The organism is Rhizobium sp. CF122 (genome assembly GCF_000282035.1).
Taxonomy (GTDB): Bacteria; Pseudomonadota; Alphaproteobacteria; order Rhizobiales; family Rhizobiaceae; genus Rhizobium.
Window position 1 is genome coordinate 1 of sequence record NZ_AKKA01000011.1, and the last position, 13,994, is coordinate 13,994.

The 13,994-nt window shown below is 58.9% G+C and carries 21 protein-coding genes and 1 pseudogene; 10 read left to right on the forward strand and 12 right to left on the reverse strand.

The window, feature by feature from the left end; translation table 11 throughout:
* The first annotated feature begins 1,272 nt into the window (after positions 1 to 1,272).
* Positions 1,273 to 1,542, forward strand: coding sequence for an HNH endonuclease (locus PMI09_RS03040; RefSeq protein WP_007788754.1), 270 nt, complete (start codon positions 1,273 to 1,275; stop codon positions 1,540 to 1,542).
* A gap of 978 nt (positions 1,543 to 2,520) precedes the next feature.
* On the opposite strand, the gene PMI09_RS03045 is transcribed toward PMI09_RS03040, so the two are convergent.
* Together PMI09_RS03045 and PMI09_RS03050 are read right to left on the reverse strand one after the other, a co-directional pair.
* Complete coding sequence (locus PMI09_RS03045) at positions 2,521 to 3,024, reverse strand: hypothetical protein (RefSeq protein ID WP_007788758.1); 504 nt, start codon at positions 3,022 to 3,024, stop codon at positions 2,521 to 2,523.
* 160 nt (positions 3,025 to 3,184) lie between these two features.
* Positions 3,185 to 3,469 (reverse strand): hypothetical protein, encoded by a 285-nt coding sequence (locus tag PMI09_RS03050; protein ID WP_157213330.1) that lies wholly within the window; start codon positions 3,467 to 3,469, stop codon positions 3,185 to 3,187.
* Positions 3,470 to 3,664: 195 nt separating this feature from the next.
* On the opposite strand from PMI09_RS03050, the pseudogene PMI09_RS31175 reads away from it, so the two are divergent.
* Positions 3,665 to 3,793 (forward strand): annotated as a pseudogene (locus PMI09_RS31175) (IS481 family transposase); the annotation flags it as partial.
* 340 nt (positions 3,794 to 4,133) lie between these two features.
* On the opposite strand, the gene PMI09_RS03055 reads toward PMI09_RS31175, so the two are convergent.
* The 10 genes from PMI09_RS03055 to PMI09_RS03095 all read right to left on the reverse strand — a co-directional run bounded on the left by PMI09_RS03055 (position 4,134) and on the right by PMI09_RS03095 (position 7,743).
* A complete protein-coding gene (locus tag PMI09_RS03055; protein ID WP_007788761.1) occupies positions 4,134 to 4,346 on the reverse strand; it encodes a hypothetical protein in 213 nt (70 codons plus the stop codon).
* Complete coding sequence (locus PMI09_RS03060) at positions 4,346 to 4,699, reverse strand: HNH endonuclease signature motif containing protein (RefSeq protein WP_007788763.1); 354 nt, start codon at positions 4,697 to 4,699, stop codon at positions 4,346 to 4,348. Before PMI09_RS03060 ends, PMI09_RS03055 begins: the two co-directional genes overlap by 1 nt.
* Positions 4,696 to 5,238: a hypothetical protein gene (locus PMI09_RS03065; RefSeq protein ID WP_007788764.1), complete on the reverse strand. Its 543-nt coding sequence runs from the start codon at positions 5,236 to 5,238 to the stop codon at positions 4,696 to 4,698. Before PMI09_RS03065 ends, PMI09_RS03060 begins: the two co-directional genes overlap by 4 nt.
* A complete protein-coding gene (locus PMI09_RS03070) occupies positions 5,238 to 5,588 on the reverse strand; it encodes a hypothetical protein (RefSeq protein ID WP_007788766.1) in 351 nt (116 codons plus the stop codon). The genes PMI09_RS03065 and PMI09_RS03070 overlap by 1 nt, the downstream gene beginning before the upstream one ends.
* Positions 5,589 to 5,608: 20 nt before the next feature.
* Positions 5,609 to 5,836, reverse strand: coding sequence for a hypothetical protein (locus tag PMI09_RS03075; protein WP_007788768.1), 228 nt, complete (start codon positions 5,834 to 5,836; stop codon positions 5,609 to 5,611).
* The gene (locus tag PMI09_RS03080; protein ID WP_007788770.1) at positions 5,826 to 6,167 is read right to left on the reverse strand and encodes a hypothetical protein; all 342 of its coding nucleotides are present in this window, start codon (positions 6,165 to 6,167) and stop codon (positions 5,826 to 5,828) included. Before PMI09_RS03080 ends, PMI09_RS03075 begins: the two co-directional genes overlap by 11 nt.
* Positions 6,121 to 6,351, reverse strand: a complete 231-nt coding sequence (locus PMI09_RS31555; RefSeq protein WP_007788772.1) for a hypothetical protein — start codon at positions 6,349 to 6,351, stop codon at positions 6,121 to 6,123. Before PMI09_RS31555 ends, PMI09_RS03080 begins: the two co-directional genes overlap by 47 nt.
* Positions 6,348 to 6,521 (reverse strand): hypothetical protein, encoded by a 174-nt coding sequence (locus PMI09_RS31180; protein WP_007788773.1) that lies wholly within the window; start codon positions 6,519 to 6,521, stop codon positions 6,348 to 6,350. Before PMI09_RS31180 ends, PMI09_RS31555 begins: the two co-directional genes overlap by 4 nt.
* A 74-nt stretch (positions 6,522 to 6,595) precedes the next feature.
* Positions 6,596 to 6,793 (reverse strand): hypothetical protein, encoded by a 198-nt coding sequence (locus tag PMI09_RS03090; RefSeq protein ID WP_007788775.1) that lies wholly within the window; start codon positions 6,791 to 6,793, stop codon positions 6,596 to 6,598.
* A gap of 263 nt (positions 6,794 to 7,056) precedes the next feature.
* Complete coding sequence (locus PMI09_RS03095; protein WP_007788777.1) at positions 7,057 to 7,743, reverse strand: XRE family transcriptional regulator; 687 nt, start codon at positions 7,741 to 7,743, stop codon at positions 7,057 to 7,059.
* Positions 7,744 to 8,297: 554 nt separating this feature from the next.
* On the opposite strand from PMI09_RS03095, the gene PMI09_RS03105 reads away from it, so the two are divergent.
* The 8 genes from PMI09_RS03105 to PMI09_RS31980 all read left to right on the forward strand — a co-directional run bounded on the left by PMI09_RS03105 (position 8,298) and on the right by PMI09_RS31980 (position 13,948).
* Positions 8,298 to 8,789, forward strand: coding sequence for a phage regulatory CII family protein (locus PMI09_RS03105; protein ID WP_007788781.1), 492 nt, complete (start codon positions 8,298 to 8,300; stop codon positions 8,787 to 8,789).
* Complete coding sequence (locus tag PMI09_RS03110) at positions 8,789 to 9,019, forward strand: hypothetical protein (protein WP_157213331.1); 231 nt, start codon at positions 8,789 to 8,791, stop codon at positions 9,017 to 9,019. The genes PMI09_RS03105 and PMI09_RS03110 overlap by 1 nt, the downstream gene beginning before the upstream one ends.
* A complete protein-coding gene (locus PMI09_RS03115; RefSeq protein ID WP_007788785.1) occupies positions 9,019 to 10,365 on the forward strand; it encodes a hypothetical protein in 1,347 nt (448 codons plus the stop codon). The genes PMI09_RS03110 and PMI09_RS03115 overlap by 1 nt, the downstream gene beginning before the upstream one ends.
* Before the next feature lie 5 nt (positions 10,366 to 10,370).
* A complete protein-coding gene (locus PMI09_RS03120; RefSeq protein ID WP_007788787.1) occupies positions 10,371 to 10,658 on the forward strand; it encodes a hypothetical protein in 288 nt (95 codons plus the stop codon).
* Entirely contained in the window at positions 10,658 to 11,323 is a 666-nt protein-coding gene (locus PMI09_RS03125; RefSeq protein WP_007788791.1) for a hypothetical protein, read from the forward strand. The genes PMI09_RS03120 and PMI09_RS03125 overlap by 1 nt, the downstream gene beginning before the upstream one ends.
* Complete coding sequence (locus tag PMI09_RS03130) at positions 11,320 to 12,684, forward strand: helix-turn-helix domain-containing protein (RefSeq protein ID WP_007788794.1); 1,365 nt, start codon at positions 11,320 to 11,322, stop codon at positions 12,682 to 12,684. The genes PMI09_RS03125 and PMI09_RS03130 overlap by 4 nt, the downstream gene beginning before the upstream one ends.
* Positions 12,668 to 13,339, forward strand: coding sequence for a transcription termination/antitermination protein NusG (gene nusG, locus PMI09_RS03135; RefSeq protein WP_007788796.1), 672 nt, complete (start codon positions 12,668 to 12,670; stop codon positions 13,337 to 13,339). Before PMI09_RS03130 ends, nusG begins: the two co-directional genes overlap by 17 nt.
* Before the next feature lie 399 nt (positions 13,340 to 13,738).
* Positions 13,739 to 13,948, forward strand: a complete 210-nt coding sequence (locus tag PMI09_RS31980; RefSeq protein WP_007788798.1) for a hypothetical protein — start codon at positions 13,739 to 13,741, stop codon at positions 13,946 to 13,948.
* Positions 13,949 to 13,994: the final 46 nt, after the last annotated feature.

Sequence of the window (13,994 nt, forward strand, 5' to 3'; positions counted from 1 at the left end):
GGCGGCCGCCACATTCGGCATCGACAAGTTCGTAATGATGCTGTCTCGCACCGAGTCTAGATAGTTCTTCGGAGCCGTGTTCGCTCGCCCATCGGCAAGCGCTGCATGCGCAAATAACGTAGCAATGAATAGAATAGCAATCGACCGTAGTTGCATTGATGACGTATCCCTCAACTTTTGAGGGAAGATATCCTCGATGTGCCTGCGACAGTCAATTAGCCGAGAGTGCTTCACCGCGACAGGTGCCTCACCATCAAGCGTGCGCCCTTGTGCCCGCATTTGCAGCGCATCAGCCCTGCGACATGACCGAGCGTCGCGGCTTCCCAATTTTCCTCTGAATTTCCCACCGATCGATCGGCTCAGCTCGGCCCGTCAGGTGGATGCCGGTTGATGCAGTGATGCGCTCCGCGATCTGTTGTGGTGTGATCAGGGTACTGGCTGGCGCGGGCGGAGGGGCGGAGCGGTCCGCTGCTCGTCTTCGCAACGCGACCTATAGCCGGAAATAAATGCCAGCTGCACGTCTTCGCGGCGACAGCCCGTCTCTGGATCTAGCGGTTGAGCGGAGCGCGCATAAGCGAGGGCGGCTTCTTGAAAATCGGATTTATCCATTTCTCACCGAACACGTTAGAGACATTGCCGCCGGCACGAATGCCGAAAGCGGTTCTGATCCTCTTTTGTGGTGGTGTCCTCTGTCCGAGGACAGAGGTTGCGGATTGGTGAGCCGCGATTGGAAGCTAGGCGAGTCGGGCGAGGGCGGTCAAGCGCGGCAAGGGCGATGTCGCCGCGCAATTGGAGCCCTGGCCGACTTAGCTGCGATAATAATCTTCGAGGATATCGGTGAAATTTATGATTGCTTTTCCTTCAGCTCTCATCTGTTCTTCGACACGTCGGTTGAGCCTCGCTGAATAACGCTGCATTTCGTCTCGTCGATTTGATGTGAACATTGCACTTCGCTTTATAAGCACGAGGAACAGATTCTCGAAATCAACTCCATCTATGCCCGGGCTAGCAATAAACCAGAGCTTCTCGCGGTTTCTGAGCCGAGTCGCGACATCCTTATTTCCCCGACCTCGAGCGTGACTGCTCAAGCGCCCGCGTATCCCTCGGCCGTTGCTCTCCGAGAAGTCGGCCAGGCGGTCAAGTTCCACGATGTTCGCGCCATCATCACTGGCCGCACAAGTTCTGCGATGGGCCGACAGCTATACGACATCACGATGGATTGCGCCGATCGACCGCATCGCACGGTACGCGGCGAGTATTTGGTGGCGACCGATGAATACCGAGACGCGACGCATCTACACGCTAATTCTATTTCACCGGCAGGGTGGCCAGTGCTGCTATTGCCGCAGGTTCATGACGATCTCCTACGAGCCGCGTGAACGAAGGCGGCCACAGGCCGCTACGCTCGAGCACCTCCGGCGCCGTGCCGATGGCGGCAAAGACCACCGGGACAATTTCGCCGTTGCCTGCAAGAAGTGCAATGATTCACGAGGCCGGCACGACTGGCTTTTCTATGCCAGCCTGAAACGCGATGAGTTCTAGGCGCGAAGTGCGCGCCGGCCGCCGAAAGGCTGGCCTCTTTTATTCGCCGGCCTCACCAGCCGGCAACGCCCCGGCCACCATCCGTGGGCGCACCACAAGGGGAGACTGGAGCCGTCGGCGCAAATGCTGGTGGTTTCTTCACGCTGCGCAGAAAAGCCCGGCGGGGCGTTCCGTCTGGCCTTAGTCTGGGGCCGTTTTGGCTACGCTACAGGGGGCAATGTTTCTGGCACACAATTGCAGGTCGGATCGCCAGCGCCGGGCCCGGTACACTTACAGACTCCGGGCTGCGACCAGATACAGCCGCATTGCACGCCTGCATCGCTCCAAATCAGCTTCCGATTGGCGTCTACCGGGATTTGGATTTTCACTCTGAGTGGTACCGATACCTCGACATACTCGTTTCCTGGATCAAAGTCGCCAGTGTCGAGCTTGGCTTGTGCGGCCGCCAGTCCCCCTTCCATGATCTGAGCTTGAATAGACGTTCGCCAGTCGGGCGCCCATGGTTGCGCGTGTCGAATGGTCTCGTGCTTACGTTCTTCTGCCATTGCTCATTCCCTCAAAGGCAACGCGAGGCGATCAAAATAGCACGGTACGGTTGCTTTATACAACGCCTAATTACATTAGAATGATCTTAACCTTCTAGGTCCACTCTTGTGAGCATCACGGCAAGGTTATCGTGGCAGGCAACACTATGAAGGCTCGTCTCCTGTTCCTAGTGGCGAGCCTTTTTTCATTTGCGAGGCTTGCGTATCGGCGCGAATGCCGACGGGTTTTTCTACCGCTTCCTTCGGGCGCCGCCGGAGTAGCTGCATTTGGGAGACTTGGTCATGTGTTTGAAACGAGGCGCGTCGTTGTCACTGCTATAAGGTCGCACATATCGACCGCACTCAGGGCATATGTACACCGAGGCAGTGCGATAGAGTGCATTCCGGATGGCGCAGTCCTCGAGATCACCCATTAGTATACGGCGCTTGGCAACTAGAAGCGGCGGCATGTGGTCAATCCGTCCCCGAGCTGCTTGATGCCAACAGCCTTGAAGTAAGAGTACACGGTCTCGACCCATTCCCCACCTGGTATTTTAGCGATCACTGAAACCATGCCTGGCGCGGCGATAAGAAGCGCTGATAGTACCGCTGCCGCGACCTGCGTTCGACCCTCAGAGATAACGTCGCGTCCAAATCCGAGAACGACCTTAGAAACGACTGACCAAAGGTTCTCCCAAGAACGGCTGAGGCCAAGCACATCTCTCTTGTCAGGGGTATCGCCATCCTGAATCCAGCGCGACGCGGTATCGAGCGCATCGATGGCCGATAGGTCAGCGGTAGGATCACGCCGAAGGTGCTTAACGAGCTCAGCCGTTCCGTGAGTGAGTTTCTCGACAGAACCCGCATCAATGTTTACGGCCGCCGCGTTCTCCGAATAAATCCGCCAGTCTTCGAACTGGGCGAGGGCGGAAAAGACGCTCTCTATATGGCCAATCACAGGCTAAACATCGTTGGCGAGAGCTCTTCGATGCTGCCATGTACGAGCCGATTGCAGATCTGGGCGCGAGATCCGATCTGCACGATGTTCGTGTAACCCACCATCGTCGTCTGAAGCTGCTGGAAAGCCTCTTTCAGGCGCGGCGAGTGGTTGGTCCCAGCTAACCCCCAATCACATACTCACCGTGCTCTACAGCTACCTCCAAGGCCCCCATGGCCATATCCTTCTCACGGGAAGAGGGGCGGAGAGGTTGATCGATAACTTTCAGTGCATCGTCATCGACGGCAAAATGAAACGCTGCTGTCTTTTGCCCTGGCAGAGCTTCCAGTAGTTCGTCCGGTCCGAGCTGGTTGAGGCCTATTTTTAGTCCAAGGATCAAGTTGTCGAGGCTTTGGTGGCCAGCTGGGATGGGAATTTTCGCTGCCATCGCCTCGAGTGATGCCACGTCGCCAGCTCGCAACGAGTCGACCTTGGCAAGATGCCTCCTCACTTCAGACCTTAAGGCCAATAATGGAGACCCGGTAGTGAGGTTCGTGCGTGAGTAGGATCGCTCTAGGTGTGAGCTTTCAGGAGGTTGTCCATTCGGAGCAGATTTAGGAGACTGGAGTTACCACACCTCAGTTTTCCAGGATCGCTCCGAATGAACATTCATAAGAATGCCCGACTGACACCTTTGCGTCGAGAGGAAATGGCTGTCGCAGTGATCAGCGGCCAGTTGTCTCAAGCACAAGCCGCGCGCGTTTCGAGCTCGACGAGCAAATTGCGAAGTTTGTCCGGCTTCATCGATTCCCTATCACCGCGAACGCTGAGGCATTGTATGGGTATGCTTGGCGGGACGCTAGAAGATCTGAGTCGGCGCGGGTTATCCACAGGAGCCAACCTGCGAAACTAGATTGCAAAAGTGGGGAGGGAAAGAGGGGAAAAAGTGTCTGCCTTTGGATTTCTCAACAAAAACAGACACTTATTCAGAAAGCTGGCTCCCCGGGCCGGACTTGGCTCCTCTATATGAACTTTAGGAGTTTCCTTGTATTGCAGGGTTTTCTGAGAATTTATGTCTTTCTGGCGCCACGTCGTAGTCCAAAAAGTATGCCGAAAAGTAGTCTGATTCTTTATGGTGCTGCTCCCAACATTTTTTGGATGCGTTCGAGCTGGCTGCCGGATCTCATTTCTTGCCTCTGCTTGGCTGCTAGATACTCCCGCTCGCAGCGATCCAGGATTGGCTGCGCGATCGGGCCTTTTCGATCGACGAGCTTGGCGGCAAAGATCAACATCTCGCCAAGCCGCTCAAGGGTGATTTCCTTGGCCTGAGCTCTAGTCACCATCAAGCTTCCTCGCAAATCAGTGCTCGCTTTGCCTGTTCGCGACGAATGGCATTGCGCTTACGGGTGACCATTTCCAGATGATCGGGATGGGGCCGGACGCAGAGCCGGTTGCGGCAAACGTGGTCCAGCTCCTTCTTGCCTGGGATGTATCCGTGCTCGTTGGTCCACATGACGATGTGAACCGCGACGGTCTGCCCGGCTAAAGCCATGCGAGGATATCCGGCGCCGCGACCACCTGTCCCAGAGGTTGGGCCGGTCCAGATCCAGCAGCCCGTATCCTCGTCGATGCGAACACGAGCCATAACCTTCTCGCGTATGTTGTCGCGCCGTCCCAGCTCTTGCTTCACGGTCATGCGCTTACCTTTAGCCATGCTTTGAAATCGGACCGCAGGGCCTTCCAGCGTGCGGCAGCGTTCGCGTCTTCGTTCAGCTCACTCATCGAGGTGATGGCGAGAATGGAGCGGACACGCGTCTTCACACGTTCGGTGTCGCCTGCGTCCTGCAACTGGTGGCACTCGATCAGGAACTGGCGGAAAGCCCGGTCGTTCTGGCACTTGATCGCGCACTCGGCGGAAAAGTTCTTTTCTGCGGCCTCGCGTTCGCGGCGCTCGATGTCACGCGGATCTTCGGGTGGTATAACGCTCCGCAGCTTCTCAGCGGCGCGCTTCAGCATGGCCAGAAGGAAGGCGATGTCCTCGTGTGCGTGCATGAGGAAATCGCGGTCGGTGTAACCGCAATCATCAAGCAGCTTTACGATCGGCGCCGGTGGCGTGCCGGGGACGAGGATGGCGAACAATTCCAGGCCTCCGCTACCGAGTTGCCAGCTTGTGCTGGCCTCCTCGTGCCGCCGCTTCACGGCAGCGAGTCTGTTTTTCTCTTCGGACGTAGCCATCAGGGGGCCGCGGTATCCAAACCGCGCTCGCGCAGAGCGGCGACATGCATAGAAATCCGGGGCAGAGATAACTGTCGGATCGCCACCCCGCCGTGATCTCCTGCGACCATCTCGCGAAGGATGACGAGGCGATCGGATTGAACCGTGATCATCTCACGCGACAGATGGCGCGTTATGCGACGCGCCGGTCCCTCGCTCTTGGCTGGCGCCAGATCGAGTAGATTGTAACGAATGAGTGCAAGGCGGACTGTGTCGCGATGGGCGCCATAGCGAGCAGCGATCTGGTTCCTGTCCATGCCTGATTTCAAATGGGCGGCGAGAACTGCGGCGTTCGGAAGCTTTACAGCCATAGCAACTGCTCCTGGATTGATTATGGGTGGGAGGTGTAGGCGTTGACCGCATCAACGATCAGCTCGGCGATATCCGTGACCTGGTCGTCGGGCATCTCGCGATGCATATCGATGACGATGATCCCCCGGCCGGTGACGTCGGAGATCGTCCCGAGGTTGTCGATCTCGTGCTTCAGCGGCAGGGTCACATTCGCCAGTTTTAATGCGGTGCTTGCGGTGCATTGGCGCAGGAATGACTTAGCCAGCACTGACGTCCTCCATCCGTTCGATTGCTTCCTTGAGCGTGCGACGCAGAGGCAGATCCGCATTGCGGCACCCGAGGGCATCGATGACGTGGATCATTGCGTGTGCGAGGCCGATCGTGGTCTCTTCCGTCACTCCCTCGAAGCCAGTCTTGCCGCAGAGGTTGTCGACAGCCAGATCGATGTTGGCGCCAGCAACGTACTCCAGCGCCTGCGCCACGTGGCGACGACGGGCGCGGCCCATCTCGATCTCGATCTCGATCTCTTCGGCGATACTGGGGCAAAAGCCATCAGTGACGAGCCGGAGCTTCGCCGGGAAAGGGAGGATGTCGGCCATCACATGTCCATGGTGCGTTCTCCCATGTGTCGTCGATCCGAAGCGTGCGCAGGTGCCGCCATTCGAAAAAACGGCGGACTGCTTTCGAGATGGCGCCGATCGCAAACATGACAGCGGCAAAGAGAACGCCGCCTGCCAAGGTGCTGCCGAGCGCAGCGAGAACGGTGAAGGTTGCATCGCTCATCTCGTTGCCTGCAGGATAATCGCGTACGGGAGGATCGCGACGATGATGGCCAGCAAGGCGAACTCCGCGCGACGCTGGCGCTCGATCGGCATCCGCGTCACGCGCAGGAAAAGCGATCCCGGTTCCGGCAGCGCCATTGCTACCGGACGAACTGTCCGAATTGTCTGCATGGTAGGAGCCCTTTCGCTTCCGTTTTGGAACCCGCTCCGTTCCTGGTCGGAGCGGTGACCGAAACCGGAAGGTTTCAGGCGACGCGGCGGACCGATCGGCGCGAATGGATCTGGGCTGCCTGCTGGCTGTAGGCGTCGATCTGTTCGTTGGTGTAGCCGAAGTCTTGGAAGTCTTTGCGCGTGAGGCCTTCGCCTCGCTCAAGGGCGAGATCCGCCATTTCGTTGGCGATGTTCCGGGCAATGGCTGCGGGGTAGGTGGTTTGTGTCTGCACTTGGCTCTCCTTCGTCTCCCCGGTTTCGCCGCTGCTCCGGGAGGAGGAGAGAGCAGCGGCGCGCCTCCGATAGGCGGTCCGGTCTTGGGAGGAGGAGTAAACCGGACAGCGTGACAATAATGCGGACAAATGCCCGCTGTCAACGATATGTGCGGCTATTTAACCGCATTGCTGCGGATGTCGCTGAAAATGTGAGACAAAAACTGAAAAAGCGGCGAAGTGATTCGCCGCCTTTTAACGCGCGTCAATAGGGTTTGATGAGGCTAAACGCCGTATAATTCGTTGACCGAAAGCACCTTGTGAATGGCGACGATGGTCGAACGGGGGATGTCGATTTCGGCATTCGGATTGTGCTTGCGGATGGTAACAATTTCGGTCGCACGCTTGCTCAGGATGCCGATTGTCGCTTCCATTGCTTCGCTGTCACCAAGCTGGACCTGGATCACCACTGCGTCCCCAAAACGCGGCGGCTTGTCCGGATGTACGTAGATGAGGTCGCCTGGTTGAAACTGTGGTTCCATCGAGGTTCCCTCGACGTAGAGCGAATATACATTACGAGCGTTCATCAACGTATGCGGGCGCCTCACGTAGTCAACCGGCTCGGATGACAGCTGAAATGCACCTCTGAGATGTGATCCGGCCGCCGTTCCCATGACGGGTACATCTTTCGCCATTTCCATCGGCAGTGGCAAGTGGGCAGATGCGGGTCGCACGTCAGTTTTTACGGATGGGGTCATGTTGATCGCGCCAGCGTCGCTAGACTCGCCTAGCAACACCGTCATCGGAACACCGAGGCCATCGGCGATTTTCTTCAGGGTTTGGCCGCGCGGGGAGGCGCCGCCTCGCTCAAAAAGCTTGCGAAAATAACTCCGCTCCAAACCGCTCTTGAGGGCTGCTGCCTCCCACGTAAGCCCTTGCTCGGCAATGATATCTTTGAGGATGTCTGTCACAGATTTCTCCATGTGCGGATTATCAGCCGCATTACGAATATTGGAAAGCGGTTATTTGATCTTGACATATGCGGCCATTTGACCGCATTTTGCCGCCATGACCCTAAGAGAGCAAATTATCACTCTGGCTGATACCTACGCTGAAGCCTCGGGCATCGGGCGTAAGCGGATGTCTACGATCGTTTTCAATCGCGGCGCTAAACTCGACGACATTGTTGGAGGTGGCGATCTTGCGACGGGCACATTTGAGCGCGCTCTTCAGTGGTTTTCCGATAACTGGCCCCAAAGTGTCGCCTGGCCTGACGCAGGTCCCCTGCCTCGCCCAGAGCGCTCGAAGGAGGCCGCATGACGTCTCGTTGTTCCCCGCGCGGTCATTGCCGCCGCGCCCCCTCGCGCCGGACTGCGCGATCTCCGCTTTCCGGCGCGCTTTCTCTTCGATGCTTCCAGGCATGTGGCCCTCCGTGATCTGATGATGGCCTAACACTCACATTTTTCGACCAGTTCCCACTACGGGAAAAACCGCTCGGAATTCCCGGCGCGGGAAAGGATTTGCCATGTCTTCAGATGCCTGGTTTCACCGCGTCAAAGCTGCCCAGCGTGACCTCATCAAGATCGCCGGCGGTATCGATCGTGCAGCGGAAATCTCCTCGGTTTCGCCAAGCCATATCGGTCGCATGAACAACCCGCGCGACACAGACCTGATGCCGCTTTCAGTGGTCTACGCGCTGGAAAGCGAATGCGGCGTTCCCGTCGTGACGCAGGCCATGGCGGAACTGAGTGGCCGGCGGCTGTCAGATCCGGACGCGGAGCACAAGGCCAACGTCAATGTACTGACTTCCTATTCGGAGCTGATGCAGAAGGCGGCGGCGCTGATGGCGGCGGGCGCAACCGCGATGGCCGATGGGATCGTTACGCCGACCGAAGCGCATTCGATGGACCGTGAGGCGGCATCGATCGCGCGCGGACTGTCGAATTTCCGCCAGGCGCTCGCGGTCATCAAGGCGACGGGCGGCGCCAAAGCCGGGCTGAAAGTGGTGGGGGAATGATGGCGACCGAACCTGGCCTCGGCGGCGCTGGTTGCCGCCTCCTGTATCGCGTAAGGCTCCACGCCCGGCAGAACCGCCGGGCGTATCCGCATTCGCTGGATCGCGATCTGCGCAGTGTCGCGTCAGCGATCGATGGCGGCTATCTCGTCCGCCTTAACGACGATCCGCACTTCGTCACCATGACGGAAAAGGGCGACGAGTTCCTCGACCTCCTGATGAGGTGCGAGTGATGAAGCTCAGCGACAAGTCAAACGAGATGCTGCGACGTGCTGTTGCGGAAGGCGTGATCGAATGCCCAGAGCAGCGCGACGTGATGTCCGCCAATCGATTGAACGGCCGTCAACTGCTGTCGCGAGATCCAAAGATCGGCACGCGCTATTACCCCACCGAGAAGGCGCGGGAATACGTTGCGCTTCTCGACGAGCTCGGCGATCCGAGTGAGGAATCTCCGGCAACCGAGTTGGTGGTTGTCGAGAGCCGCGATGCTTCGGGACTTGCCCAGGTGGTCGAGCGCGCGCGGGCACTCCTCGACGATGGCGACGTGATCCGCGCTCGTATGCTTGCTGCCGGCGCATATGAGCAGGCTAAGTTGGCGGGGAGGTTGGCCGAGCGCTTCGGCGCCGCCGATCGGCTGATCACCAAGGCTCGGCAGTTGCAAGGCGACGCGCTGCTGATCGAAACCCGCGCAAAGATCCTGATCGCCAACGAATACGATGTTGCGCAGGAAGAGGGCAGGGCCGCGGGCAAGGGCCGCCCGAAAAATGTTTCCGACGAGAACATTTTCAAGCAGTCTGAAACTGGGCTTACCCGGAAGGAAATTCACGAGGCGCGCAAGCTGGCGGACGCCGAGCGGAAGGCGCCGGGCCTAGTCGAGCGGGCGATTCAGGCGCGCATAATTGCCGGTCTTGAACCGTCGCGAGCCAACCTCAGAGTGGCGGTCGGAACCTCGACGGCGACGAAGGAAGAGCGCGGAAACAATCTTTATGAAACGCCGCCTGAGGCGATGCATACGCTTCTCGCACTTGAGACCTTCACGGCAACCGTGTGGGAGCCGTCCTGCGGCAAAGGCGCGATCGCGCGCATGCTTGAGGCGGCAAGCTATGGTGTCGTGCTTTCCGATCTTGTCGACTACGGAACGGCGGACAGCTTTGGCGAAGTGCAGCGAGAGGTCGATTTCCTGACAACGGAAGGCGACCCGGAAGGCGCAAGCAGCTTCGACATCGTCACTAACCCGCCTTACGGACCGGTGCTGAATTCCTACGTGGCGCATGCGTTGCGTGTCCACAAGCCGCGCAAGATGGCGCTGCTGCTCAACCTCAATTTTGTTTGCGGCTTCGACGACGAGAAGCGCAATTTTGCAATGGATGAGAATTCGCCGGCGCGGATCTACGTCTTTACCCGTCGCCTGCCGATGATGCACCGCGACGGTTGGGATGGGCCAGAATCGTCCAGCCGCATGAATACCGCGTGGTTCGTGTGGGAGCGGCAGGAAGACGGCACCTATGGCAGTAGTGGTTCCAAGCTGATCCGTGTCGACTGGAAGGGCTACCTGCCGGCGGAAAGCGAGGCGACGTGAGCGCTATGCTTCCCCTTGTCGACATTCTCGCGGACTTGGCGACGCATGCCGAGCGGGCGGACTGGCTGACGCGCGTGCCCGATGGCGTGGTGTTCCGAGACCACATGGACATTCGCAAGGTGCTCAAGACGGCGGGCTTCGACGCTGGCGTGGCCTACCTCGATGCACGGCTCGCAGCCGTGAACTCTGTGCGGCAGCCGGACGGGGCGCTGCCACAGACGCGCATTCTCGCGCTGAACATAACCCAAATCGATCTGAACATAGCGGCGCGGGCGGGCGCCACGGGGGCTTAATGACTGTGAATTCCTTAAGGGTGTTGATCGGCTGTGAAACATCGGGGCGCATGCGGCGCGCCTTTGCCGACCTCGGGCATGACGTTTGGTCGTGCGACCTGTTGCCATCTGTTGACGGTAGCAACCGCCATATCATTGGCGACGTTCGTGATCTGCTCGGCGATGGCTGGGACCTTCTGGCAGTGATGCACCCGCCTTGCACGCGGCTCTGCAATTCGGGTGTTCGCTGGCTTACGCGGCCGCCTGTTGGGCTGACGCTCGAAGAAATGTGGGCCGACCTCGATGAGGGCGCGGCGTTGTTCTCCGATTGCTGGAATGCGCCGATCGAGCGTATCGCCATCGAGAACCCGGTGATGCACCGGCACGCAAAGGAGCGCATTCGCAACTACCAGCCGCCGGCGCAGACCGTGCAGCCATGGTGGTTCGGCGACGAGGCATTGAAGGCGACGAGCTTCTATCTCAAAGGCCTCCCGAAACTCGTTCCAACGAACAAGCTGACGCCGCCGCCGGCCGGTACCGCTGAGCGCAATCGGTGGGCGCGGGTGCACCGTGCGCCGCCATCTGCTGATCGCTGGAAGCTTCGTTCTGAGACCTATCCTGGCATTGCGGCTGCAGCAGCGGCTCAGTGGGGCGGATACGCCTTGCAGGAGGTGGCAGCAGCATGAGCCACGAAGCGACCATGTGGGCCGTCAAGGTGCGCGGCATCAGCTGCGCCGAGGCGAGGGTGCTCTGGCACCTGGCCGACTGCCATAACCCCATTTTCGGCTGCTATCCGAAGCAGGACTATCTCGCTGATGCTTGCGAGATTGATGAGCGTTCGGTGAGGCGCTGCCTGGGCGGGCTGCGCGAGAAGGGACTGGTTAACTGGATCGAGCAGCGGGAAGGAAAAAACCGCAAGGCGAACCGTTACAGCCTTGGCTTTGAGCAGGGTTTCCAGGCCTTTTCGCCTGTGGAGAACGCCGAAAATGAGGCGGACAATTTGTCCGGTTCACACGACGGGTCAACCGGACAGGAAGTGCAGCTTCAACCGGACAAATTTGACACTTTGAACCGGACTCCTGAGTCCTCAATAGAACCTGTAAGGGAACCAGTAATAGAACCGGTAAGAGAGAGAGAGGCGCGCGAGCGCGATTTTTCCGGGTCTGATAGTTCGAACATCGCTGGCGTCGTGAATGCCGACCTGGTGAAGCGGGTGCAGAAGTTCTGCACCGGCCAAGGCTACCGGGAAGGCGAGTGGCCGAAATGGGCAAAGTCGACGATCGGACATATCGCCAAACAGTTTGCGCAGCTCTCGATCGAGGAGAGGGATGCGGCCTGCGAATGGCGCGATGCCTTCCTCGCCAAGTGTAAGCGTGACCGGATCTCGCAGCCGATGCCGGTTGCGAATTACTTTCGCGACAAGGTCTGGACCATGCTCGACGAGGCCGACAAGGCAGTGGTTCGTCCGGTAGCCGGCGGCGCGCCTGCGATCTCCGGCGGCAAGATCGTGGTGCCGGTGTTCGGTCCCGCGTTCGGAGCCGCACGCGCCTGGTCGCTCGTATCCGGGCCTGTGAACTTCGAGCTGCCGGACGATCTCAGGGAGCGGGTGCGGGCGACGTATGAGGTTCACGCTCGCCGCGGCGCCAGTGCGGCGGTCAGCTACCTGCAGAAGCTCGGTCTGTCAGAGCGGGATGGTGAGATCGTTTTCCCACTGAACTTTGAGGCGCAGGAGCGTGTGCGACGCACGACCTCGGAAGGATATCCCGAGGCCAATCGGCTGCACGATGCTGCGAAGGATCGGGCACACGTTACCGTTTGGCCGGTGTTTGAGCACTTGAAGGAGCTTTGCGAAGCAGTCCCTGTAGGCTCGGCCATGTGGGACCGCTGGCGCGTCTATCACGACGAGCGGGGTTGGCCTTTCGGGCCGGCGCCTCACCATCAGCGAGTGGTGTTTTTTCCAAAAGGCGGACCGGACGGTCTTAACGAGTTCGAGCGGGCAGCTCGCGAAATCATGGATCAGGAGCGGGACAATGATCATGCAGCGTAAAATCATCATGGCCGAGAAGGTCGACATCAACCGCCTGATGCCAGCACTTGAGGGTGCTGCCAGTTTGCGCCGAATCAATGCGACGATGCTCTCGATGGCATCTAAGGCGAATGCCGAACGAATCAGCGTTTCCGAGAACGTGAAACCGCATTGGTATTGCCTCCGCGTGATGACCGGACGCGAGTTCGCTGTGGAAAAACTGCTGGCCGATGCGGATGTTGAAAGCCTCGTTGTGACCACAAATGCCTACAAAACCGTCAAGCGTGGCCGGGTTCGTATCGTCCCAGAAAAGCCTGTTATCGTCGGGTATGTGCTCGTCCATTGCGTTTCGTCGGCCGCTGCGATGGCAGGGTTGCTATCGGTCAAGGATGTGATCGAGGTGGTCGGTGGAGCTGAAACGCCATGGCGCGCCGATGCAGAATCCATCGCTCGATTCAAAGCCATGGCCGCGCAGGGGAAATACGATCACAAGGTGAAGCCGAAGGTCGATTTCCTGCCCGAGGAGATCGTCCGTGTCTGTGATGGACCGTTCGCTTCCTTCCAGGCAGTCGTGGTCTCGGTCGACTTCGAGGGGTGCGTTGCGAGGGTCGAGGTCGACATTTTCGGGCGGAAGACGCCGGTCGAACTGGATCTTGCGCAGATCGAAAAAATCTGACTACAAATTGCCTCGGACGATCTGAGATCCCAGCGTGGGCCCAAATCAGTCGATGGCTCGATCATCGGCGAATGAAGCGAAGGCTTCAGGGTTGCTTACCGGTCAGACCCCGCCTTGACTGCCTCGACGATGAGGCGACCGATTCAAGGCCAGTGCTACAGCTGTGAGATGCAGCGATCTGCGATTGAGGCGACCCTTGGCGGTCGCCTTTTCTGTTTAAAGGGTATGGGCAAGCTCACATCCCTCAAGCCTCGGCTTAAGCCCCTCGGCTCCCGCCTATCTCCGATATCGCCATCGACACGACAGGAAGCGGAAGTACAGCGCAGTCGTGAGCGTGACCAAAGCCAACCATGGCGCGCCTGGTACAAGAGTAACCGATGGCGGAAGCTGCGAGAGGAAGTGCTTAGGCGTGACCTCTACACCTGCAAGCAAACGGGTGTTCTCTGCATCGGCAAGTATCCAGCCGATAACAGTCCAGTGGTTGACCACAAGATCCCGCATCGCGGCGACGAGCGGCTGTTCTGGGATGTGAACAACCTGCAGACAGTGAGCAAGGCCTACCACGACAGTGAGAAGCAGAAGCAGGAGCGGGCTACGCCCGGTTGGTAGCAACCGGTCATGGTCGAAGTGGGTGACCCACCGATCGACGCCTGAC